The organism is Microbacterium sp. ET2 (assembly GCF_030347395.1).
GTDB classification, from domain to species: domain Bacteria; phylum Actinomycetota; class Actinomycetes; order Actinomycetales; family Microbacteriaceae; genus Microbacterium; species Microbacterium albipurpureum.
Map to the genome: position 1 here is coordinate 1118682 of NZ_CP128170.1, position 21725 is coordinate 1140406.

The 21725-nt window shown below is 68.0% G+C and carries 19 protein-coding genes; 11 read left to right on the top strand and 8 right to left on the bottom strand.

Annotated features, from left to right (window positions below; translation table 11 throughout):
• Positions 1 to 42 precede the first annotated feature (42 nt).
• The 3 genes from QSU92_RS05515 to QSU92_RS05525 all read left to right on the top strand — a co-directional run bounded on the left by QSU92_RS05515 (position 43) and on the right by QSU92_RS05525 (position 5237).
• Positions 43 to 2799, top strand: a complete 2757-nt coding sequence (locus QSU92_RS05515; RefSeq protein ID WP_289265175.1) for an ATP-binding protein — start codon at positions 43 to 45, stop codon at positions 2797 to 2799.
• Positions 2800 to 2897: 98 nt separating this feature from the next.
• Positions 2898 to 3635, top strand: coding sequence for a flavodoxin family protein (locus QSU92_RS05520; RefSeq protein ID WP_289265176.1), 738 nt, complete (start codon positions 2898 to 2900; stop codon positions 3633 to 3635).
• A 273-nt stretch (positions 3636 to 3908) separates the two neighbouring features.
• Positions 3909 to 5237, top strand: a complete 1329-nt coding sequence (locus tag QSU92_RS05525; protein WP_289265177.1) for an alpha/beta fold hydrolase — start codon at positions 3909 to 3911, stop codon at positions 5235 to 5237.
• A gap of 75 nt (positions 5238 to 5312) precedes the next feature.
• On the opposite strand, the gene QSU92_RS05530 is transcribed toward QSU92_RS05525, so the two are convergent.
• Together QSU92_RS05530 and QSU92_RS05535 are read right to left on the bottom strand one after the other, a co-directional pair.
• Positions 5313 to 6149, bottom strand: a complete 837-nt coding sequence (locus QSU92_RS05530; RefSeq protein WP_289265178.1) for an alpha/beta fold hydrolase — start codon at positions 6147 to 6149, stop codon at positions 5313 to 5315.
• Positions 6150 to 6163: 14 nt separating this feature from the next.
• Entirely contained in the window at positions 6164 to 6874 is a 711-nt protein-coding gene (locus tag QSU92_RS05535) for an alpha/beta hydrolase (RefSeq protein WP_289265179.1), read from the bottom strand.
• A 120-nt stretch (positions 6875 to 6994) separates the two neighbouring features.
• Here QSU92_RS05535 and QSU92_RS05540 point away from each other — a divergent pair, with 120 nt between their 5' ends.
• Entirely contained in the window at positions 6995 to 9217 is a 2223-nt protein-coding gene (locus tag QSU92_RS05540; RefSeq protein WP_289265180.1) for a helix-turn-helix domain-containing protein, read from the top strand.
• Here QSU92_RS05540 and QSU92_RS05545 read toward each other — a convergent pair.
• The 3 genes from QSU92_RS05545 to QSU92_RS05555 are packed head-to-tail and all read right to left on the bottom strand — an operon-like array spanning position 9208 to position 12179.
• Positions 9208 to 9927: an NADPH-dependent F420 reductase gene (locus tag QSU92_RS05545; protein WP_289265181.1), complete on the bottom strand. Its 720-nt coding sequence runs from the start codon at positions 9925 to 9927 to the stop codon at positions 9208 to 9210. The two genes, QSU92_RS05540 and QSU92_RS05545, sit on opposite strands and share 10 nt — an antisense overlap.
• 26 nt (positions 9928 to 9953) lie before the next feature.
• Complete coding sequence (locus QSU92_RS05550) at positions 9954 to 11039, bottom strand: LLM class flavin-dependent oxidoreductase (RefSeq protein WP_289265182.1); 1086 nt, start codon at positions 11037 to 11039, stop codon at positions 9954 to 9956.
• 21 nt (positions 11040 to 11060) lie between these two features.
• Positions 11061 to 12179, bottom strand: a complete 1119-nt coding sequence (locus QSU92_RS05555) for an LLM class flavin-dependent oxidoreductase (RefSeq protein ID WP_289265183.1) — start codon at positions 12177 to 12179, stop codon at positions 11061 to 11063.
• Between the two features lie 85 nt (positions 12180 to 12264).
• Between QSU92_RS05555 and QSU92_RS05560 the strand changes: the two genes are divergently transcribed.
• Entirely contained in the window at positions 12265 to 12747 is a 483-nt protein-coding gene (locus QSU92_RS05560; protein WP_289265184.1) for a MarR family winged helix-turn-helix transcriptional regulator, read from the top strand.
• 68 nt (positions 12748 to 12815) lie between these two features.
• On the opposite strand, the gene QSU92_RS05565 is transcribed toward QSU92_RS05560, so the two are convergent.
• From QSU92_RS05565 to QSU92_RS05575, 3 genes are all read right to left on the bottom strand, one after another.
• Entirely contained in the window at positions 12816 to 13253 is a 438-nt protein-coding gene (locus tag QSU92_RS05565; RefSeq protein ID WP_289265185.1) for a Rid family hydrolase, read from the bottom strand.
• Positions 13254 to 13436: 183 nt separating this feature from the next.
• Positions 13437 to 13664, bottom strand: a complete 228-nt coding sequence (locus QSU92_RS05570) for an RNA-binding S4 domain-containing protein (RefSeq protein WP_289265186.1) — start codon at positions 13662 to 13664, stop codon at positions 13437 to 13439.
• Positions 13665 to 13708: 44 nt separating this feature from the next.
• Positions 13709 to 15091 carry an MFS transporter gene (locus QSU92_RS05575; protein WP_289265187.1) on the bottom strand — a complete coding sequence of 461 codons (1383 nt, stop codon included), beginning with the start codon at positions 15089 to 15091 and terminating at the stop codon, positions 13709 to 13711.
• Between the two features lie 118 nt (positions 15092 to 15209).
• Here QSU92_RS05575 and QSU92_RS05580 point away from each other — a divergent pair, with 118 nt between their 5' ends.
• Genes QSU92_RS05580 through QSU92_RS05605 form a run of 6 tightly spaced genes read left to right on the top strand, consistent with a single transcriptional unit; the run spans position 15210 to position 21673 of the window.
• Positions 15210 to 16709 (top strand): fumarylacetoacetate hydrolase family protein, encoded by a 1500-nt coding sequence (locus tag QSU92_RS05580; RefSeq protein WP_289265188.1) that lies wholly within the window; start codon positions 15210 to 15212, stop codon positions 16707 to 16709.
• Positions 16691 to 17392 (top strand): GntR family transcriptional regulator, encoded by a 702-nt coding sequence (locus tag QSU92_RS05585; RefSeq protein WP_289265189.1) that lies wholly within the window; start codon positions 16691 to 16693, stop codon positions 17390 to 17392. The genes QSU92_RS05580 and QSU92_RS05585 overlap by 19 nt, the downstream gene beginning before the upstream one ends.
• 18 nt (positions 17393 to 17410) lie before the next feature.
• Positions 17411 to 18931: a 5-carboxymethyl-2-hydroxymuconate semialdehyde dehydrogenase gene (gene hpaE / locus QSU92_RS05590; RefSeq protein WP_289265190.1), complete on the top strand. Its 1521-nt coding sequence runs from the start codon at positions 17411 to 17413 to the stop codon at positions 18929 to 18931.
• Between the two features lies 1 nt (position 18932).
• Positions 18933 to 20078 carry a 3,4-dihydroxyphenylacetate 2,3-dioxygenase gene (hpaD, locus tag QSU92_RS05595; RefSeq protein ID WP_289265191.1) on the top strand — a complete coding sequence of 382 codons (1146 nt, stop codon included), beginning with the start codon at positions 18933 to 18935 and terminating at the stop codon, positions 20076 to 20078.
• 18 nt (positions 20079 to 20096) lie between these two features.
• The gene (locus QSU92_RS05600; protein WP_289265192.1) at positions 20097 to 20882 is read left to right on the top strand and encodes a 2-keto-4-pentenoate hydratase; all 786 of its coding nucleotides are present in this window, start codon (positions 20097 to 20099) and stop codon (positions 20880 to 20882) included.
• Positions 20867 to 21673 (top strand): HpcH/HpaI aldolase family protein, encoded by an 807-nt coding sequence (locus QSU92_RS05605; RefSeq protein WP_289265193.1) that lies wholly within the window; start codon positions 20867 to 20869, stop codon positions 21671 to 21673. The genes QSU92_RS05600 and QSU92_RS05605 overlap by 16 nt, the downstream gene beginning before the upstream one ends.
• Positions 21674 to 21725: the final 52 nt, after the last annotated feature.

Genomic DNA, 21725 nt, shown 5'->3' on the forward strand with positions numbered 1-21725 from the left:
CATCCCCGACGGCGCCTCCGAACAGGGAGGGAGGCAGGACGAGTGGGTCTCCTGGGTCGGCGTGCTGAGCAGAATGTCGTCGACGATCTGATCACCCGGGCGCGAGCCGGTCGCAGCGGTGTCCTTGTGGTGCGCGGCGAGGCGGGGATCGGCAAGACCGCCCTGCTCGACCACGCCCGCGCCTTCGCTCTGACGTCGGCCTTCCGCGTAGAAGCCGCAACGGGTGTCGAGTCGGAATCGCAGTTCGCCTTCGCCGGTCTGCATCAGCTGTGCGCTCCCCTGATCGACCGCATCCAGGCCCTTCCGGATCCGCAACGTTCGGCTCTCGGGGTCGCGTTCGGTCTGCGTCACGGCGCACCGCCGGATCGATTCCTGGTAGGCCTCGCGGTCTTGAGCCTGCTCGCCGATGCCGCAGAGGAGCAGCCATTGCTGTGCCTCATCGACGATGCGCAATGGCTGGACGAGGCATCGTCGCAGGTCATGGCTTTCGTCGCCCGGCGTCTTGCCGCCGAGCGGATCGCGCTTCTGTTCGCCCAGCGCGACCCCGTCGGCGGCGATGCCCAGAGCGACCCTGCCACGCTGGCGGGGCTGCCGGAACTCCATCTGGTGGGCATCGGCGAAGAGGACTCCCGGACCCTGCTCGCCTCTGCGCTGGGCGCGGCGCTGGACGAGCGAGTGCGCGAACGGATCATCGCGGAATCCCGCGGCAACCCGCTGGCCCTGCTCGAACTCCCGAGGAGCTCGAGGTCCGCGCAACTGGCCGGTGGATTCCAGGTGCCGGATCTGGCCGACGTGCCCCTGCGCGTCGAGAGGAGCTTCACGCGCCGATCGTCCGACCTGCCCGCAGAGACGCAGCTGCTGCTTCTCTTGGCCGCGGCCGAGCCGACCGGCGATTCGAGTCTCGTGTGGCGGGCCGCGGAACGGCTCGAGCTCGCCGGGCACAGCCTCGGGCCGGCGGAGGAGGCCGGATTGCTCGACATCGACCAGCACGTCCGCTTCCGTCACCCGCTCGTGCGCTCGGCCGTCTACCGAGCCGCCACCGCGGCGGATCGGCGACGGGTGCACGCCGCACTGGCCGACGCCACCGATGCGGGCGTCGATCCCGATCGTCGCGCCTGGCACCGCGCCCACGCCGTCAAGGGCCCCGACGAGGGGGTCGCGGCGGAGCTGGAGCGATCGGCTGATCGAGCCCGCAGCCGGGGCGGACTGTCAGCCGCCGCGGCTTTCTTGGAGCAGGCTACGCGGTTGACTCCGGACGACGCCGACCGTGCACGAAGGGCGCTCGAAGCCGCACATGCCAAGCACGTCGCAGGCGCGTCGGCGGCGGCACTCGGCCTCCTCGACATCGCGGAGGCCGGGCGGTTGGACGATCTCGGCCGCGCGCGGCTCGAACTCCTGCGTGTGCGCATCGCATTTCATCTGACCCGCGGCGACGACGTGCCCGAGATGGCGTTGGCCGCGGCACGCCGGCTCGCCCCGCTGAACGCTCGCATCTCTCGGGAAACCTATCTCGACGCCATCGAGGCGGCGACGCTCATAGGCGGCCGGGATCACGCCCGCCGCCTTGCGACGGTCGCCGATTCCGCCCGTGCAGCTCCCCCACCTCCCGCGTCGCCTGAACCGGCGGATCTGCTCCTCGACGGCCTGGTGGTGATGTTCACGCGAGGATATGAGGCGAGTGTCGCCGATCTGAGGGTCGCTCTCGAAGCGTTCTGCCACGACCGGCCGCGCCCGGATCGTGCGGGTCGTGGCGGCAGCGACCGCTGGCTCTGGCTCGCCAGCCGCACCGCGGCCGCGCTCTTCGAAGACGACCTCATCCATCTCCTCGATGAGCGCAACGTGCGCCTCGCACGAGAGGCGGGCGCCTTTGCCGCCCTCCCCGCGGCACTCGTCAGCCTCTCATCGACGCTGGTGCTCACCGGCGAGTTCGCGCGTGCGACCGAGCTGGCCGCCGAAGCCGCGGCGATCACCGTGGCCACCGGTGCGGCGCCCCTGCGCTACGCCGAGTTGTTCCTCGCCGCGTGGCACGGCGACCAGGCGCGGGCGACAGAGCTCCACACCGCGATCACCGGCACTGGTCGGCGAAGCGTCGAAGTCGCGCTGGCCGACTACGCGCTCGCGGTGTTGAGCAACGGAATGGGCAACTATTCGGAGGCGAGCGAGGTCGCTGCACGCGCGTGCGAGTCGGATTCGCTGACGAGCGTCAGCCTGACCCTCCCCGAGCTCGTCGAAGCGGCGTCCCGCAACGGTGATACAGAGCAGGCCGCTGGCGCGATGGCAGCCCTCAGCGCACGAGCGCAGGGAAGCGGCACCGCTTGGGCGCTCGGGCTCGAAGCGCGGTCGCGAGCGCTTCTGACGACCGCAGATGCCGCCGATCGGCTCTACCGCGAGGCGATCGAGATGCTCAGCACCTGTCGCGTCGTGACCGACCTCGCGCGCGCTCACCTCGTCTACGGTGAGTGGCTTCGTCGCGAGGGTCACCGCCAAGACGCGCGCCGCGAACTCCGCGCCGCGCACGACCTGTTCGTGAGCATCGGGGCTGTCGCTTTCGCGGGGCGCGCAGCCCGTGAACTACGCGCGACCGGAGAGCATCCGCGCAAGCGCAGCGCGGAACGGACAGACGCACTGACCGCGAGCGAGGTGCAGATCGCGCGCCTGGTCGCCACGGGGGCGACATCGCGCGAAGTGGCCGCGCAGCTCTTCTTGAGCTCACGAACGGTCGACGCCCATCTGCGCAACATCTTCCGAAAGCTCGGCATCACTTCGCGTCGACAGCTGAGGGAGATGACGCTTCCTTGATCCGCATCCGGCAGGGGCCCGCACCTTGAGCCTGTTCCCTGCACAGGGTGTGCCATAGGGGCATCACCGCAGTCTCGGTGCGGAAGGGACGACATGAGATGGTCACGACGAGCGGGGACGACGGCTCGACACCGTTGCGATTCGAAGGGATCACGGCCCTCTTCATCAACGCGACACTGAAGCGCTCGCCCGAACCGAGCCACACCGACGGACTCGTCCGAATGAGTGCGCGAATCATGCGCGACCTCGGAGCGCGTGTCGAGGAGATCCGAGCGATCGATCATGACATCGCCACGGGGGTGTGGCCTGATATGACCGAGCACGGCTGCGATCGTGACGCGTGGCCGGACATCTATGAGAAGGTCCTCGCCGCCGACATCCTCGTCCTCGCCGGCCCGATCTGGCTCGGTGACAACAGCTCGGTGATGAAGCGGGTGATCGAGCGACTCTACTCGAGCTCTGCTCTGCTCAACTCCTCAGGGCAGTACGCCTACTACGGGCATGTCGGCGGCTGCCTCATCACCGGAAACGAGGACGGCGTGAAGCATTGCGCGATGAATGTGCTCTACAGCATGCAACACCTCGGGTTCGCCATTCCGCCACAGGCCGATGCGGGTTGGATCGGCGAGGCCGGGCCGGGACCCGGCTATCTCGACCCCGGCTCCGGCGGACCGGAGAACGACTTCACCAACCGCAACACCACCTTCATGACCTACAACCTGCTGCACCTCGCGGCCATGCTGAGATCCGCCGGGGGCTTTCCCGCGCTCGGAAACCGCCGGAGCGAGTGGGATGCGGGCTGCGCACCGCACCAGCCGAACCCCGAGTACCGATGATCAGGGCAGCGGATCGCGCGGGGAAGGCGACCCCGTCGTCACGTGCGATCGTTCCTGGACTTGACCACGTGGCGACCACATGCTTTTGAGTGGCGGCATGCCCACGGGGAATACGATAAAACGACGAGAGTCGACCCTCGACGGGCCGGCACTCGGACGCAGGCCGAAGACCATTCTCACCTTTGCGGCGCTGGCGGTTCTCGCCCTGGCCGTCACAGCGTGCACACCTTCCCCCTCCTACCGCAGGCCGAATGCGCGCGAATGGAGGTGCCGATGGACTATGCCTCCCCGGAGGGCGACACCGCATCGGTGGCCCTTGTGCGCATCCCGGCGCGAGGGGAGTCGCAGGGGCCGCTGCTGTTCAACCCCGGAGGGCCGGGAGGCGCCGGCCTCCTCGGCACGATGGCGGCCTACTTCGGTCTCTCGGAGAGCCCCATCACCGAGAGGTTCGACCTCGTCGGGTTCGATCCACGCGGTGTCGGCGCGACGCAGCCGGCCGTGGACTGCTGGGACCCCGAGACCGAGACCCTCGGCGATGAGGTCTTCGAGAGTCTGGGCACCATCGTCCCCCCTCTGACCGAAGAGGAGACCCGAGCGCTCGCCGACCGCTGCATCGACGGGTCCGGTGGCGCGCAAGCCCTCGAGAACGTCGGCACACGCACCACCGCTAATGACATGGATGTGCTGCGCGAGGTGCTCGGCGAGGAACAGATCGCCTTCCTCGGCCAGAGCTACGGCACCCGGCTGGGAACGATCTATGCAGAGCAATTCCCCGACCGAGTCCGCGCGATGGTGCTCGACGGCGCATTCGATCCGACCCTCAGCTACCAAGAACGCCTGCTGACGTCCTACCGCGACTTCCAGGCAGCGTTCGAGGCCATGGCGGCTTCCTGCACGATGCAGCCCGACTGCCCGCTCGGGTCCGATCCGGCGGGCACGACGGCGGCTTTCCAGGATCTTCTCCAGCCCCTCGCCGAGGAACCCATCCCTGCGGGCGAGGCCGAGGTGGACTTCGCGCTCGCCTGGGGCGGCGTCGTCACCGGGCTGTACAGCCCAGCATCCTGGCCCACCGTCATCGACGGTCTTCGCGGCGTGCAGCGCGGTGACGGCACCCTCCTGCTGGAGCTCGCGACGGCTCTCGACGGCTCATCCCCCGACGGTGTCGGGTCGAATCAGTCGGAAGCGCTGATGGCGATCAACTGCGCGGACGAGCCCCGATTGACGTCGGACGAACTCGTGCAGCTCCGCGATGCCGCTTTCGAGGTGGCGCCCTTCGCAGACCCCGGAACGGACAGGGCGGAGGGCGCGCGGGATCACTGCGCCGACTTCCCGGGGGAAGGCGGAGAACTCGGCACACCGCACGGCGTGGACATCGAAGGTCTGGTCCCGACGGTCGTCGTGTCGATCACGGGGGATCCGACGACTCCGCACGCGAACGGCATCGCCCTCGCTGAAACGCTCGGCAGCACGCTCGTGACGGTCGAGGGTGAGGGGCACACGGTCGTGGCGCTGGGCACCAATCCATGCGTCGACGAGATCGCGTCGCGTTACCTCATCGAAGGGGTACTCCCCGAAGGCGACCCGACCTGCCCCTCCTCCTGACAGCACGGCGCGACGGCGCGGACGGTTCACCCGCGGCTCCTGCTGGGTGAACCGTCCTCGCGGGCCGAGCTGTCGTCACTCCTGGATGAAGGCCAGGATGTCCGGATTGAGCACCTCTGCGTGGGTTGTCAGCATGCCGTGCGGCAGACCTTCATAGATCTTCAGCGTGGAGTTCCGAAGCAGCTCATGCTGTTTGACGGCGGCATCCTGGTAGGGCACAACCTGGTCGTCGTCACCCTGCAGCACGAGCACCGGCACCGAGATCGCTCGGAGGTCATCGGTCTGGTCGGTCTCGGAGAACGCTCTGATGCCTTCGTAGTGGGCGAGGGCGCCTCCCATCATCCCCTGCCGCCACCAGTTCTCCACGACAGGCTCTGAAAGCGTCGCACCCTCACGGTTGAATCCGTAGAACGGTCCCGCGGCGACCGCACGGAAGAACTCCGAGCGATTCGCGGCCAGCGCGCTGCGGAAGCCATCGAAGACCTCGCGCGGAGTGCCTTCGGGGTTGGACTCGCTCTGGACCATGATCGGCGGAACGGCGGCGACCAGCACCGCTTTCGCCACCCGTCCCTGCGGCTCGCCGTGCCGGGCGACGTAGCGGGCGACCTGGCCGCCGCCGGTCGAGTGCCCGATGTGGACGGCGTTTCGCAGGTCGAGGTGCTCCGCCACGGCGGAGGCGTCGCTGGCGTAATGGTCCATGTCGTGACCGGTGCCGATCTGCGACGACCGGCCGTGCCCCCGTCGGTCGCTCGCGATGACCCGGTAGCCCTTGGCGAGGAAGTAGAGCATCTGGGCGTCCCAGTCGTCCGACGACAGCGGCCACCCGTGGTGGAACACGATGGGCTGAGCGCCGGGGTCGCCCCAGTCCTTGTAGTAGATCTCAGCGCCGTCGGCGGTGGTTACGTAGGGCATATCGGTTCTCCTTGTCAGTCCAACTCGGCGATCACATCTGTGATCGTTTTGACGACCTCGTCGGGGTGCGATCGCATCACGAGGTGGGGGGCATCGATCTCGACGATGCCACGCAGCCCCGCGCGCTGGTACCCGAAACGTTCGACATCCGGATTGATGGTGTGGTCCGCGGAGGAGACGACGCCCCATGCCGGCTTCGTCTTCCAGGCCGCAACCGGCGCGGCTTCACTGAACGCCGACGCGGCCAGAGGCCGCTGAGACACGGCGAGCACCTGGGCGTCGGCGGAATCGATGCCCGCTGCGAAGATGGCCGGGAATGCGTCGACCTCGACCGAGACGTCGGTGCCCGGCTCGGCTCCATCCATGGGGAACGGTGTGTAGACAAGGTGCGCGGCGAGGTCGGAGTCAGGGAAGCCACCCTGCAGCTCACCGAGGCTCTCGCCTTCGTCGAGGGCGTACCCGGAGAGATACACCAGGCCGACGACGTTCTCGGCCGCCCCGGCCACCGTGATCACAGCCCCGCCGTAAGAATGGCCGACGAGCAGGACCGGGCCGTCGATCTGCTCGACCACCGAGCGGATGTAAGCCGAGTCGCCCAGCAGGCTGCGGTTGGGGACGGCGGGCACCCGGACGGTGAACCCCTGGTCGAGCAGGCGTTGCGTCACCGGCGCGAAACTGGCCGCGTCGGCGAACGCGCCGTGGACGAGGACGATGGTTGGTGGCATGTCGATCTCCCTGTTTGCAGACGCGCTCTGCGTCCGTCACCTATTCGACTTCTCGGCGACCCCGCCGACCAGGAAGATGGGACGAAGAAGACCGGCAGAAGCTGCGACCGAGGTGTGCTCATGAGTCACTCCACCGCGCTGAGTGCACTCCTGCGCCAGCACCGACTCGACCGTGACCTGACGATGGAGACACTGTCCGAGCGCTCCGGGATCAGCGATCGCGCCATCGGCGACATCGAACGAGGCGTCAGCACGACGCCGCAGCGCCACACGGTGGTGGCCCTCGCCGATGCACTGTCACTCGACGGTGAGGAGCGGAACGCGTTCTTCGCGGCGGCGCGGGAACGGCGGCGGGCGTCGATCTCCGACGGAGACGAGGATGTCGCACGCCTCCGCCCCCACTGGATCGACGACTTCACCGGCCGGGAGACCGATGTCGCGCTCATCGTGGAGATGCTCGGCACATCGGACGGGCCGCGGAGTGTGGCGTCACCCGTCATCGTCAGCGGTACGCCGGGTGTCGGGAAGACGTCAGTGGCGGTCGAAGCGCTGCGGCGAGCTCGCCCGGAGGGCTACCGGGAGCTTTTCCTCGATCTGCAGGGGGTGGGGGGACGGCCGCTGACGCCGTTGCAGGTGCTGCGCGGGCTTCTGCGCCAGCTCACGAACGGGAAGGACATGTCCCGTTCGTTCGCGGAGGCGGCGGAGGCGTGGGCGGATGCCACAGCCAGAACACCCGTCATGGCGATTCTGGACGACGCGGCTCTCGAGTCGCAGGTACGCCCCGTGCTCGCCGCCGACAGCCGGTCACGGCTGATCGTCACCTCCCGTCGTACGCTGCCCGGCGTTGAGGGCGCGCAGCATGTCAGCCTTCCGCCCTTCACGCGCACGGACAGCCTGTCATTCCTCAGGACTGCTATCCCGGCGGCGCAACGCACCGACCGGAGCCTCGACGAACTCGCGGAGCTCTGCAGCGACCTGCCCCTCGCGCTTCGCGTGGCGGCAGGACGGATAAGCGCCCAGGCGACCCGCACCGCCGAGGACTTCGTCCGTCGGCTGAGAGCGGAGAACAAGCGCCTGGGTCTGCTCGTCGCCGGCGATCTCGCCGTAGAACGGGTCTTCGCGGCATCGTACGACGCGCTCCCCACCCCCATCCGCTCGCTCTTCCAGGACCTCGCTCTGTTGACTGCATCGTCGACTTTCAGCGCCGACGCGGCCTCCGCGGTTCACGGCACGCAGGCCGATGTCACCCAGGATCTCCTGGACGGGCTCGTGGATTTCGGCATGGTGGAGCCGCTGTACGGCGGCAGATACCGTCTGCACGAGCTCCTGCGGCTCTACGCGACGCAGCGGCTCGAAGCCGAGCATCCGACCGACGAGATCGACAGACGCACGACCCGTCTCAACGGCTGGATGATCGACACCGCCGCCCGTTACGGAAGCGCCTTCGCCCCGTCGGGGGAAGGCGGCGACCTCGAGGAGGCGAGGCGGTGGCTGACGACCGAGGTCGACTACTGGTGGGCCGGACTGCGGCGCACGGCTGCGGACGGAGATCACGAACACGTGCGAGACGCCGCCGCAGACATTCGATGGTTCGGAGATCGCTGGCTCGAATGGGGACATTGGCACGAGTTCTTCACCGTGTTCGCCGAGTCGGCGGAGGCGCTCGGCGATGAGCGGACACAGGCCGACGCGCTCGGCGACGTCGCGTACATGCACCTCTTCGAGACGTTCGACTACCGGAGGGCGGAGATCGCCGCGCGACAGTCGCTCGACCGAGCCACCGCGATCGGTGATGAGGTGCTCCGGGGATGGGCGCTCACGCACCTCTCGGGGAGCGCGACCTTCGCCGGGAACCCCGCTCTCGGTGCAGACCACGCTCGGGAGGCCGTGGCGGCCTTCCAGGCGGCGGGCACGATGGAGGGCGAGCTGCAGGCCCGGCAAGCGCTCGCAGACGTGCTCCGCCATACGGATCCCGGCGAGTCTCTCGCGGAACTGGAGCACGTCCTCGCTCTCACGGCCTCGCCGACCACGCAGATCGACGAGTACTACCGCGCCAGCACTCGCGACAGCGCGCTCTCGGGAGCGGCGCGGACACTCCTCGCGCTGGAGAGATACGACGACGTGCTCCGCGTGACGACCGAACTGGCCCAGGTGACGGGCGACGACTCCTTCCAGGCACGGGCGCTGAGGCACCGTGGCTTCGCCTTGATGGGCTTGGGACGGCTGGACGATGCCCGCGCCGACCTCACCCTCGCCCTCGCCCTGGCGGGAACGCATCGACCCGACGAGTGGGCGGTTGAGATCGAGGAGGCGCTGACGCAGATCGACCCATCTCAGGCATGAGATCGCATGTTCCTCCGCATCGCGGGTCTTGATCCCGGTGAGACCGGCACCGGCCGAGGCGAGCCCTCGGCGACCGTGGCATCGATGAGCGCCTGCAGGTCCTCTCTCGGGAGGTCGGCGCCGAAGGTCGGATTGCCTGGCTGCAGAACGACGCCCGCGGCGAGGGGACCCGCGACGATCGGGTCGAAACCCAAAGCGTCGACGAATGCGCTGACCTGCGCGAGGTCGTCGGGGTGGTCGCCGGCGATCGCGATGGCCTTGCGTCCGGGGACGCCGGGGGGTCGGGATTCCTCCTCGAGGTCGTGATAACCCATATGGTTCAGCGCCTTCACGACGTGCGAGCCGGCAAGGAAATCCTGGACCATCTCGCTCGTGGAGGTGCGCGGGTCGTTCAGGTCGTCCCGGATGCCGTCGGTCTCCCACCAGTAGTTCATGGCGTCGATGACGAGCGTGCCGTCGAGCTCTGCTGCGGGGAGGTGGCGGTACTTCCCGAGGGGCAGCGCGAGGACGGCGATGTCCGCCTCGCGCGCGGCATCCTCCGCCCGAACGGCGATCGCGCCCGGCGCCAGCACGTCGACAGTGAGAGCGATCCGCTCGGGTTCCCTGGAACCGGCGATGAGTACGCGGTACCCGGCGGCCAGCGCGAGGCGGGCGAGCACGGTGCCGACCTTCCCCGCCCCGAGGATTCCGACCGTCGTGCTGCGGCGCATCGTGTGATCCGTGTCACTACGCTCGTTCATCGGCGGAAGGACGCCCCGGTCATGGCTGCGCGTGCGGGCGTCTCGGCGAGGATTTCGCGGACCATCGGGATCACTTTCGTGCCGTACAGTTCGACAGCACGAAGACGGGCGCTCGCCGAAAGGGCACCGCCGGCTGTGTAGATGAGGTCGAATCGTCCGACATCAAGGGTTCGAATGGCCGCCCCCATCTTGCGCGCTACTGTCTCCGGCGAACCGACATAGAGCGATCCGTGCGCGACATCGGCCTCGAAGTCCGACCGCTGCAGGGGCGGCCAGCCCCGCAGCGCTCCGATCCGATCGCGGATGATCTTGTAACCGGGGTAGAAGGTCTCCATTGCCTCCTCGTCAGTGTCAGCGATGAATCCCGGCGAATGCATACCGACCGGGTAGGCGGTTGTGCCCAGTTGCTCCGTCGCGCGCCGGTACAGATCGACGTACGGCGCGAAGCGAGCGGGGGCGCCGCCGATGATGGCGAGCATGAGGCGGAATCCGTACTGAGCCGTGCGCAGCACCGACTGCGGAGTGCCGCCGACGCCGACCCACGTGCGCAACCGGCCGGAGTCGGTCTTGGGAAACACGTCTGCGCCGTGGAGTGCGGCGCGGGTCGTCCCCTCCCACGTGACCGGCTTCTCATCGAGCAGGGCATGGAACAGATCGATCTTCTCGTCGAAGAGCACCTCGTAGTCGGAGAGGTCATATCCGAAAAGGGGGAACGACTCGGTGAACGATCCGCGGCCGAGGATCACCTCCGCGCGCCCTCTGGAAAGAGCGTCGACGGTGGCGAAACGCTGGAACACCCGCACCGGGTCGTCGGAGGACAGCACGGTGACGCCGGAGCCGAGACGGATGCGCTCGGTCACCGTGGCGATCCCGGCGAGAACGGTTTCCGGAGAGGAGATCGCGAACTCCGGACGGTGGTGCTCTCCAATGGCGATCGCATCGATGCCGAGGTCGTCCGCGAGAACCGCCTCGGCAAGGGTGGCGCGGATCGCCTCGCCGTACGAGACGACGGCACCCCGATCGTCGCGCGGCAGGTCGCCGAACGTATCGACACCGAACTCCAACTCACTCACGTTGCTCATGACCGCTTCCTTTCGTGGATCTCACGCATGGACGGCTCGACCGCCCTTGACGATCTCTGCCGGAGTGCGCCCTGTGAGGCGCCAATCACCGGGGTTCTCATGGAGAAGCTCCCGCACCCGAGGGACCACCCGTTCACCGAACAAGCGGATGCTGTGTGCGCGCGCCTCCCGCGGCAGATGCCGAACGTCGTACTTCAGGTCGAAGCGGGACAAATGGTTGGCGCGGACGATGCTCGCGATTTTCTGGGAGACCGTTTCCGGGGACCCGACGTAGAGCGCACCGGTGCTGACCTCCGTCTCGTACCGCTCGGCCGTCGGAGGATAGAACCCGCGCTCTTCGTTGAGCGCGGCGACGACAGGCCGCCAGTACTTCCAGTACGTGTTCTTGGCTTCCTCGTCGCTGTCGGCGATGAAGCCGATGGAGTGCTGGCCGATCGGAAGCTCTTGCCGTTCAAATCGGGCGAGGGCCCTCAGGTACAACTCGGCGTGGCCGGCGAAGCGTTCCGGGCGTCCGGCGATGACCGCCATCATCAAGGGCAACCCGTGCCGGGCCGCACGGACGACGGAATCGGGGCTTCCGCCGACGCCGATCCAGGTGGGGATCCCTCCCTCGGGCATCCGTGGGTGGAGGCGCACGTCATCGAGGGGGGGCCGGTACCGCCCCGACCATGTCACGCGATCCTCACGCATCAGCCGCAGGAATAGGTCCAGCTTCTCTTCGAAGATCTGCTCGTACTCCTCGATGTCGTATCCGAACAGCGAGAAAGACTCGATAGCCGAAGCGCGCCCGAGAACCAGCTGTGTGCGCCCGCGTGACAGCCCATCAACGGTGGCGAACTGTTGGTACAGCCGCACCGGGTCCTGTGTCGACAAGACGGTGACCGACGTGCCGAGCCGGACCGTCGACGTCGCCTGAGCGATGCCGGCCAGTATCACCGGAGTGGCCGAATCAACCATGCCCTCGCGGTAGTGCTCACCGACGCTGAAGGAATCGAGCCCCACCGACTCCGCCAGTTGCGCCTCATCGACGAGCAGGAGCAGCGCTTCCTCATCCGACTGCGGGCGTCCCCCATCAGTGGCGACATCACCGAACGAGTTCACACCGAACTCGAGATCCCTGATCTGCGTTGCCGTGATCACCGCGCTTCTCCTCGCTCGTATGCGGATTGACATGTCCATGCCTGAACATGGTGATTGACATGTCTATTCCCGTGGAGGAGAAATGATGGCCGAAAGCCACAGGAAGGTGCCCACGCACGAGCAGCTGCGGATCTGGCGGGAGTACATCGAAACCTCCGAAGCGATCCGCACGCGTCTCGGGAGTCGCATGCAATCCGAGTCGTCGCTGTCGGCGGGCGACTACAGAGTGCTGCTCGCCCTGAGCGAGGCGCCGCAGCACACTTTGCGTTCCTCGGAGCTGGCGGCGATCCTGGGGTGGGAACGAAGTCGTCTCTCCCACCATCTGGGCCGGATGGAGAAGCGCAACCTCATCCGTCGGACCCCCTGCGCGGATGACGTGCACGGCGTGGACGTGACCGCGACGGAGCACGGCCGGGAAAGGTTCCGCAGCGGGTCCGTTCCGCATCTGCGTGCCGTGCGCGAGATCTTCGCCGACGCGCTCTCCCCCGAGCAGTTCGCCCATCTCGACGAAATCACAGCGTCGCTGCGCCGGCACCTCGGCCTCGACAACACGACCACGGCGGAGTGACGCGGCCACCCGCGTCATCCCACTGCGGCGACGCCCCGTGTGGACGGGACGACGGGGCCTGATTCATCTCACCCGGCATCGTCGCGGATCAAGGCAGTGACACGTATCTCCACGCGCATCCCGGGGAGCCCGAATGCCGCCACACCCGTCTGCGTCCAGATCGGAAAACGATCACCCATGCGGTCGCGAAACTGCTGCACCATCAGCCGGTTGTCCTCTTCGCCGATGACATCGCCGTCCGGGAGATGGTAAGAGTTCACATGGACCACATCGCGCCAGCTCGCGCCAGCAGCCGCAAGCGTGCGCTCGACGTTGTCGAACGCACGGATGATCTCGTCCTCGAGCGTGCCGACAAGCGTCAGATCGTCGCCCCACCCTCCCTGACCTGAGGTCTCGACGCGTTGCCCGATCCTCAAGGCCTGCGAATAGTGCAGACCTTTTCTCAGCGTGTCACCATATCCCGGAGTCGCGAAGAACCGCGGACTTTCCTCACTCGCGTCAACCATGAAGGCTGCTCCTTCCTCACATTCGACGCCACCCGTCGCTTCGGTCCCCGGCGCTCACGGTGCGACGTGCTCCCAGGAAATGCCGTGTGGTTGGCACAGGGTCAAGGAGATGGTTCGCGATCGAAGGCGTCGTCGTGCGGCGAGCGGAGCGCGGTGGTGACGTGAACACCGGAGTTCAGCCGCTCACGCGCAGACGCGGACGCTTCGCCCCTCGAATGTCACGACATCGCCGAGCTGCAATTGCCGCCCCCGTCGGCGTTCCACCTCGTCGTTGACCGTCACGAAGCCGTCGATGATCGCTTCTTTGACGTCGCCGCCGGAGTCGAGGACGCCGGCGAACTTCAGGAACTGCCCGAGGCGGATGCCCTCGCCGCCGATCGAGACATCGGTGATCGGGGTCGCATCCGGCATCTTCGAATGCTAACCCGCCGGCGGGCCCACTTCACGGCCGCGCCTCACGCCTTCGCGAGCCCGTAGATCGGGCTCTTCGCCTGCTCCGCCTCGTGGTCGGGTCCGAGCGGGATGCCGGTGCGGTCGCGCAGCACGAGCGTCGCCGCGAGGCCGAGCACCGTCATCCCCGCGAGGTAGAGGGCGACCGACCAGGTCGAACCGGTGGCCTGCACGAGCGCCGTCGCGATCGTCGGAGCGAAAGCGCCGCCGAGGATGGCCCCGATCGCGTACGAGATCGACACTCCGGAGAACCGGATGGAGGCCGGGAACAGCTCGGCGTAGTACGCAGCCTGCTGGCCGTAGGTGAAGCCCAGGCCGATGGCGAGGATCGCCAATCCCGTGAAGAGGAGACCGATGTCACCGGTGTTCACGAGGGGGAACAGGGTGAGTACGCCCACCAACTGCAGCAGCCAGCCGCCGATGTAGGTGGTGCGACGACCGATCTTGTCGCTGAGCCACCCGGCGACCCACGTGGAGGCCAGCCAGAACACCGCCGAGCCGGTGACGGCGAGGAGCACGCTGCTGCGCTCGAGCGCGAGCGGGCCCTCGGGGTTGGTGGCGTAGTTCTGGATGTAGCCGCCGGTGGTCATGTAGCCGACGGCGTTGTTGCCGGCGAAGACGAGGGCGGCGATGAACACCAGCAGAGCGTGCTTGCGGAACAGCTGCGCGATGGGGGTGCGGGTTCGTTCCTTGCGCTCGGCGAGCTCGACGAAGACCGGGCTCTCCTCGACGCGACGACGGATGTAGTACCCGACGAGGATCAGCACGATCGAGAAGAGGAACGGCACGCGCCAGCCCCACTCGAGGAAAGCGTCGCCGGGGGCGAGCACCGACATCAGCGCCATCATCCCCGACGCGAGCAGCAGGCCGATGGGCACGCCGATCTGGGGCGATGCGCCGAAGAGTCCGCGCTTGCGCTTCGGCGCGTGCTCGACGGCCATCAGCACGGCGCCGCCCCACTCGCCACCGGCCGAGATGCCCTGCAGGATGCGCAGGACGATGAGCAGGATGGGCGCGGCGACACCGATGGCCGCGTATGTGGGCAGGAGCCCGACGAGGGTCGTTGCAACCCCCATGAGAACCAGGGTGATCACCAGCACGATCCGGCGGCCGTACTTGTCGCCGAAGTGACCGGCGAGGAAGGCTCCGAGGGGCCGGAAGAGGAAGCTGATGCCGACCGTGAGGAACGACAGGATGATGCCCATCGTCTCGCCGAGGGGCGCGAAGAAGAGCTGGGCGAAGACCAGCCCCGCCGCCTGGGCGTAGATGAAGAAGTCGTACCACTCGACCGTGGTTCCCACGACGGTCGCGAACACGACACGGCGGCGATCTTTCGGTGTACTGATGGTGCCGGTGGGCGTGAACCCCTGTTGCGATGTCTCGCTCATCTTCAATGACTCCTCGTGACGACGTTGTCTCCGGCGGTGCACGATGCCATCGCTTGCCGGGGCGGTGTCGATAATATACGATTTGGAATATGCCGCAAGTGCGGAGGCAAGGGAGCTCATGACTGAACACACCGCTGTGACGGATGCCGCTGATCGGCGGTTCACCGCGCTCCCCCAGCGCCCGGGGAAGATCGTGGCGATTCACCTCAGCTACGCCTCGCGTGCCGACCAGCGCGGACGCCGTCCCGCCGCGCCGTCGTACTTCTTCAAGCCGTCGAGCTCCGTCGCCGCCTCCGGCGACACCGTCGAGCGCCCGGTCGGCACCGAACTGCTCGCTTTCGAGGGCGAAGTCGCGCTCATCATCGGCACCGATGCCCGCCGCCTCGGCGTCGACGAGGCGTGGTCGCACGTCGGCTGGGTCACCGCGTCCAACGACTTCGGCCTCTACGACCTGCGCGCGAACGACAAGGGGTCCAACGTCCGCTCCAAGGGCCGCGACGGATACACACCGCTCGGCCCCCGACTCATCGATGCGCGGGCGGTCGACCCCGGCGGCCTGCGCGTCCGCGCATGGGTGAACGGCGAGCTCGCTCAGGATGACACCACGGACGGGATGATCTTCCCCTTCACCCAGCTCATCGCCGACCTGTCGCAGCACATGACCCTCGAGCGCGGCGACGTCATCCTCACCGGCACGCCGGCGGGGTCGTCGGTGGTCGTTCCCGGCGACGTCGTCGAGGTCGAGGTGGATGCCCCTCACGCGCCCGGCGCGCCCTCGTCAGGCCGGCTGCGGTCGACGGTCGTGCAGGGCGAGGAGCCGTTCGCCGCGACCGTCGGCTCCCTTCCCGCCGTCGACGACCTGCAGCGCGCCGAAGCGTGGGGCTCGCGCGAGGCGGCAGGGCTTCCCACCGACTCTGCTCCGAAGCTCGCGCCCGATCTTCGCGACAAGCTCGAGCGCGCACCGGTCGCGGGTCTCTCGCAGCAACTGCGCAAGCGCGGCCTGAACAACGTCACGATCGACGGCGTCCGGCCGCTGCATCCCGCGAAGAAGCTCATCGGCCTCGCCCGCACCCTACGCTTCGTGCCGAACCGGGAAGACCTCTTCACAAGCCACGGCGGCGGCTACAACGCGCAGAAGCGCGCGTTCGACGCGGTCGGTGACGGCGAAGTGCTGGTCATCGAAGCGCGAGGCGAGGCCGGGTCGGGCACGCTCGGCGACATCTTGGCAATCAGGGCGCACGCGCGCGGCGCGGCCGGAATCGTCACCGACGGCGGCGTCCGGGATGTCGACGCCGTGGCGGCGGTCGGCATCCCCGTCTACACCGCGGGCCCACACCCCGCGGTGCTCGGCCGACGACACGTGCCGTGGGACGCCGACCTCACGATCGCGTGCGGCGGAACCACCGTCCAGCCCGGCGACATCGTCGTCGGCGACGCGGACGGTGTCATCGTGATCCCTCCTGCCCTCGTCGAGGAGGTCGTCGACGCGGCACTGGAGCAGGAGATCGAAGACGGCTGGATCGCCGAGCAAGTCACCCAGGGGCATCCGGTCGACGGACTCTTCCCCCTCGCCGGCAAGTGGAAGGAACGGTACCGGGCATGGCGAGCGGAGAAGTGACCGCGCAGGCGGCGAGCCTGAGCAAATCGCAGCGCGCTTATCACTGGGTGAAGGAGCGCATCGCCTCGCAGGAGTTCACCCCCGGTTATCGGCTGGTGCTCGGTACCATCGCCGCCGAGCTCGATATGAGCGTCGTCCCCGTCCGCGAGGCGATCCGCCAGCTCGAAGCCGAAGGCCTCGTGACCTTCGAGCGCAACGTCGGCGCCCGGGTCTCGATGGTCGACGACACGCAGTACCGCTTCAGCATGCAGGCCCTGTCGATCCTCGAGGGCACCGCGACGGCGTTGGCCGCTCGCCGGCTGACCGTGGACGACATCCGTCATGCCCGCGGTGTCAATGAGCGGATGATCGAATCGCTCGCGGACTTCGACCCCCGCTCCTTCACCCGGCTGAACCAGGAGTTCCACGCCACGCTCTACGGCAAGTGCGCGAACCCCCGGATGCTCGAGCTCGTCGAGTCGGAGTGGGCCCGTCTCGGGCACCTGCGCGACTCGACCTTCAGCTTCGTCCCGGGGCGCGCGCAGGAGTCGGTGCAGGAGCACGAGAACATCCTTCGCCTCATCGAGGCCGGCGCGCCGCTCGGCGAGATCGAGAAGGCCGCACGGCGCCACCGCTCGGCCACCCTCGACGCCTACATGATCCACGAACACCCCGACGAGACCCTCGGCCTGCCGGCCTTCTGACCCTCGCGAAGGAGCACCATGACAGACACCGCCGCGCGCACCACCGAGCGCCATGTGCCCGCTGACCTCCCCGATCACATCCAGCACTACATCGGCGGCGAATTCGTCGACTCCGTCGACGGCGCGACCTTCGACGTCCTCGACCCGGTCTCGAACGAGACCTACCTGACCGCGGCGGCAGGGAAGAAGGCCGACATCGATCGCGCCGTCGCCGCGGCGCGCGTCGCGTTCACCGAGGGGCCGTGGCCGAGGATGCTGCCGCGGGAGCGTTCGCGGATCCTCCACCGCATCGCCGACATCGTCGAGTCGCGCGACGCCCGCCTCGCCGAGCTCGAATCCTTCGATTCGGGCCTGCCGATCACGCAGGCTCTCGGTCAGGCTCGCCGGGCTGCGGAGAACTTTCGCTTCTTCGCCGACCTGATCGTCGCGCAAGCCGATGACACGTACAAGGTGCCGGGGCGCCAGATCAACTACGTCAACCGCAAGCCCATCGGCGTCGCTGGCCTGATCACGCCCTGGAACACGCCGTTCATGCTCGAGTCATGGAAGCTGGGACCTGCCCTCGCGACCGGCAATACCGTTGTGCTCAAGCCCGCCGAGTTCACGCCGCTCTCGGCGTCGCTGTGGGCGGGCATCTTCAAGGAGGCGGGGCTGCCGACCGGGGTGTTCAACCTGGTCAACGGTCTCGGCGAGGAGGCCGGAGACGCACTGGTGAAGCACCCCGACGTGCCGCTCATCTCGTTCACCGGAGAGAGCCGCACGGGCCAGATCATCTTCGGCAACGCCGCCCCCTACCTCAAGGGTCTCTCGATGGAACTCGGCGGCAAGTCGCCGGCTGTCATCTTCGCCGATGCCGACCTCGACGCGGCCATCGATGCGACGATCTTCGGAGTGTTCTCGCTCAACGGCGAGCGCTGCACGGCGGGAAGCCGGATCCTCGTTCAGCGCGAGGTGTACGACGAGTTCGTCGAGCGCTACGCCGCACAGGCGAAGCGGGTGCGCGTCGGCTATCCGCACAATCCCGCCACCGAGGTCGCCGCGCTTGTGCACCCCGAGCACTTCGAGAAGGTGATGAGCTACGTCGAGATCGGCAAGTCCGAGGGGCGCCTGGTCGCCGGCGGTGGCCGCCCCGAGGGGTTCGAGACCGGCAATTTCGTCGAGCCGACCGTGTTCGCCGACGTCGCGCCGGACGCGCGGATCTTCCAAGAGGAGATCTTCGGCCCGGTCGTCGCCATCACTCCGTTCGACACCGACGAAGAGGCGCTCGAGCTCGCCAACAGCGTGAAGTACGGACTGGCGGCCTACATCTGGACGAACGACCTGAAGCGCGCCCACAACTTCTCGCAGGCGGTCGAGGCGGGCATGGTGTGGCTGAACTCCAACAACGTCCGCGACCTCCGCACCCCCTTCGGCGGCGTGAAGGCCTCCGGCCTCGGCCACGAGGGCGGCTACCGGTCGATCGACTTCTACACCGATCAGCAGGCCGTGCACATCACGCTCGGCGCCGTCCACAACCCCACCTTCGGCAAGGGAGACTGAGATGAGTCACCGCGACACCATGACCCTCACCTCCTCCGGCTTCTGGGTGAGCCAGGAGGCGCCGATTCAGTCGGCGAACCCGATCCCCACCCCGACGTCGCCGGCGCCCGACATCCTGCGATGTGCGTACATGGAGCTCGTCGTCACCGACCTCGCCGCCTCGAGGGTGTTCTATGTCGACGTGCTCGGTCTGCACGTGACGGAGGAGGATGACACCGCGATCTACCTCCGCTCGACCGAGGAGTTCATCCATCACAACCTCGTCCTCCGCCAGGGCCCGATCGCGGCCGTCGCCGCGTTCTCGTACCGCGTGCGCTCGGCCGAAGACCTCGACAAAGCGGTGGCGTTCTATACCGAGCTCGGATGCGAGGTGCGGCGTGAGCCGAACGGGTTCACCAAGGGCATCGGAGACTCGGTACGGGTGATCGATCCGCTCGGCTTCCCCTACGAGTTCTTCTTCGCCACCGAGCACGTCGAGCGCCTGTCGTGGCGGTACGACCTGTACACCCCGGGCGAGCTCGTGCGTCTGGACCACTTCAACCAGGTCACCCCCGACGTGCCCCGGGCGGTGAACTTCATGCAGTCCCTCGGGTTCCGCGTCACCGAAGACATCCAGGACGAGGAGGGCACGGTCTACGCCGCCTGGATGCGGCGGAAACCCACCGTGCACGACACCGCGATGACGGGCGGCGACGGCCCGCGAATGCACCATGTCTGCTTCGCGACGCACGAGAAGCACAACATCCTCGCCATCTGCGACAAGCTCGGTGCGCTCCGTCGCTCCGACGCGATCGAGCGAGGACCCGGTCGTCACGGCGTCTCGAACGCCTTCTACCTGTACCTGCGCGACCCCGACGGGCACCGCGTCGAGGTCTACACGCAGGACTACTACACGGGCGACCCCGATAACCCGGTGGTCACCTGGGATGTGCACGACAACCAGCGTCGCGATTGGTGGGGCAACCCCGTCGTCCCTTCCTGGTACACCGAGGCCTCACTCGTCCTCGACCTCGACGGTAACCCGCAGCCCGTCGTCGCCCGCACCGATTCCTCGGAGATGGCGGTGACGATCGGTGCCGACGGATTCTCGTACACCCGCGCGCCGGAGCAGAACGACGGCGAGTTCAAGCTCGGCAATCAGCTCTGACGACGAGGAGGACACCGGATGCTGCCTGCTGACACGATCGCGGAGATCGCCGAAGAGCTCGCCGAGGCCGATCGCACCAACGGTGTGATCCCCCGGATCACCGCCCGCTACCCCGATGCCACGGTCGAGGACTCGTACGCGATCCAGGGAGTGTGGCGAGACCGCAACATCGCCGCGGGGCGTCGCCTCGTAGGCCGGAAAATCGGCCTGACCTCCAAGGCGATGCAGGAGGCGACCGGCATCACCGAGCCGGATTACGGAGTGATGTTCGACGACACCGTCTACCGCTCCGGCGACGAGATCGACGCCTCCCGCTACTCCAACGTGCGCATCGAAGTCGAGCTCGCCTTCGTGCTGGGCCGACCGCTGGAAGGCCCGGACTGCACCCTGGAGGACGCCCTCGCCGCGATCGACTACGCCGTCCCCGCCCTCGAGGTGCTCAATTCGCACATCGCGCTGGAGGGCCGGACGATCGTCGACACCATCTCCGACAACGCCGCCTACGGAGCCATGGTGCTCGGCGAGGTGCACAAACGGCCCGATGAGATCGACCTGCGCTGGGTGCCCGGGGTGCTCTCGCGAAACGGCGAGATCGTCGAGACCGGCGTCGCCGCCGGCGTGCTCGGTCATCCCGCCACCGGCGTCGCGTGGCTGGCGAACAAGTTCCACCAGCACGGCGCTCGCCTCGAAGCGGGAGAGATCATCCTCGCCGGGTCGTTCACCCGCCCGATGTGGGTGGCCGCCGGCGACGAGGTGCTGTGCGACTACGGACCGATGGGACAGATCACATGCCGCTTCGTCTGAGCCAGACCTTCCGCGCCGCCCTCTCCGCCTCCGACAGACCGCTCGCGGGCATCTGGGTGTGCTCCGGCTCGCCGCTCGTGGCCGAGATCTGCGCGGGCTCGGGGCTCGACTGGACGCTCATCGACATGGAGCACGCGCCCAACGGACTGGAATCGGTGCTCGCTCAGCTGCAGGCCGTGGCGGCATACCCCATCACCCCGGTCGTGCGGGTGCCGAGCAACGACCCGGTCGTCATCAAGCAGGTGCTCGACCTCGGCGCGCAGAACCTCCTCGTCCCGATGGTGTCGTCGAAGGCGGATGCGGAGGCCGCCGTGTCGGCGGTGCGCTATCCCCCTCGCGGGCAACGCGGCGTCGGGTCGGCCCTGGGCCGCTCGGCCCGATGGAACCGCGTCGACGGGTACCTCGCCGACGCGGATCAGCACGTCTCGCTGTTCGTCCAGATCGAGACGGCGGCGGGAGTGGACGCGGCAGCGGAGATCGCCTGCGTCGACGGCGTCGACGGCGTCTTCGTCGGACCGAGCGACCTCGCCGCCTCCCTCGGTTTGCTCGGGCAGCAGACGCATCCCGATGTGATCGCCGCCGTGCACCGCACGTTCGAGGCGGTGCGAGCGGCGGGCAAGCCGGTCGGCGTGAATGCGTTCGACCCCGAGGCGGCGCAGTCCTACCTCGACGCCGGGGCGAGCTTCCTCCTCGTCGCCGCGGACGTGTCGATCCTGGCGCGCAGCTCTGAGGCACTCGCCGCGCGATGGTCGCCCGCCGTGACTGCGGAGACGGAGCGCGCGAGCTACTGAGGTCTGTCGATGCGGTGCGCCTGGTCGGCGGCATCCAGGTCGTATATGATTT

What these genes read in the sequence shown, in the direction of transcription:
- QSU92_RS05545 (WP_289265181.1), bottom strand. Translation starts at nt 9,927, where the DNA reads ATGCGCCGCAGCACGACGGTCGGAATCCTCGGGGCGGGGAAGGTCGGC.
- hpaE (WP_289265190.1), top strand. Translation starts at nt 17,411, where the DNA reads ATGACAGACACCGCCGCGCGCACCACCGAGCGCCATGTGCCCGCTGAC.
- QSU92_RS05565 (WP_289265185.1), bottom strand. Translation starts at nt 13,253, where the DNA reads ATGGTTGACGCGAGTGAGGAAAGTCCGCGGTTCTTCGCGACTCCGGGA.
- QSU92_RS05550 (WP_289265182.1), bottom strand. Translation starts at nt 11,039, where the DNA reads ATGAGCAACGTGAGTGAGTTGGAGTTCGGTGTCGATACGTTCGGCGAC.
- QSU92_RS05540 (WP_289265180.1), top strand. Translation starts at nt 6,995, where the DNA reads ATGAGTCACTCCACCGCGCTGAGTGCACTCCTGCGCCAGCACCGACTC.
- QSU92_RS05525 (WP_289265177.1), top strand. Translation starts at nt 3,909, where the DNA reads ATGGACTATGCCTCCCCGGAGGGCGACACCGCATCGGTGGCCCTTGTG.
- QSU92_RS05560 (WP_289265184.1), top strand. Translation starts at nt 12,265, where the DNA reads ATGGCCGAAAGCCACAGGAAGGTGCCCACGCACGAGCAGCTGCGGATC.
- QSU92_RS05520 (WP_289265176.1), top strand. Translation starts at nt 2,898, where the DNA reads ATGGTCACGACGAGCGGGGACGACGGCTCGACACCGTTGCGATTCGAA.
- QSU92_RS05570 (WP_289265186.1), bottom strand. Translation starts at nt 13,664, where the DNA reads ATGCCGGATGCGACCCCGATCACCGATGTCTCGATCGGCGGCGAGGGC.
- hpaD (WP_289265191.1), top strand. Translation starts at nt 18,933, where the DNA reads ATGAGTCACCGCGACACCATGACCCTCACCTCCTCCGGCTTCTGGGTG.
- QSU92_RS05605 (WP_289265193.1), top strand. Translation starts at nt 20,867, where the DNA reads ATGCCGCTTCGTCTGAGCCAGACCTTCCGCGCCGCCCTCTCCGCCTCC.
- QSU92_RS05600 (WP_289265192.1), top strand. Translation starts at nt 20,097, where the DNA reads ATGCTGCCTGCTGACACGATCGCGGAGATCGCCGAAGAGCTCGCCGAG.
- QSU92_RS05585 (WP_289265189.1), top strand. Translation starts at nt 16,691, where the DNA reads ATGGCGAGCGGAGAAGTGACCGCGCAGGCGGCGAGCCTGAGCAAATCG.
- QSU92_RS05530 (WP_289265178.1), bottom strand. Translation starts at nt 6,149, where the DNA reads ATGCCCTACGTAACCACCGCCGACGGCGCTGAGATCTACTACAAGGAC.
- QSU92_RS05580 (WP_289265188.1), top strand. Translation starts at nt 15,210, where the DNA reads ATGACTGAACACACCGCTGTGACGGATGCCGCTGATCGGCGGTTCACC.
- QSU92_RS05535 (WP_289265179.1), bottom strand. Translation starts at nt 6,874, where the DNA reads ATGCCACCAACCATCGTCCTCGTCCACGGCGCGTTCGCCGACGCGGCC.
- QSU92_RS05575 (WP_289265187.1), bottom strand. Translation starts at nt 15,091, where the DNA reads ATGAGCGAGACATCGCAACAGGGGTTCACGCCCACCGGCACCATCAGT.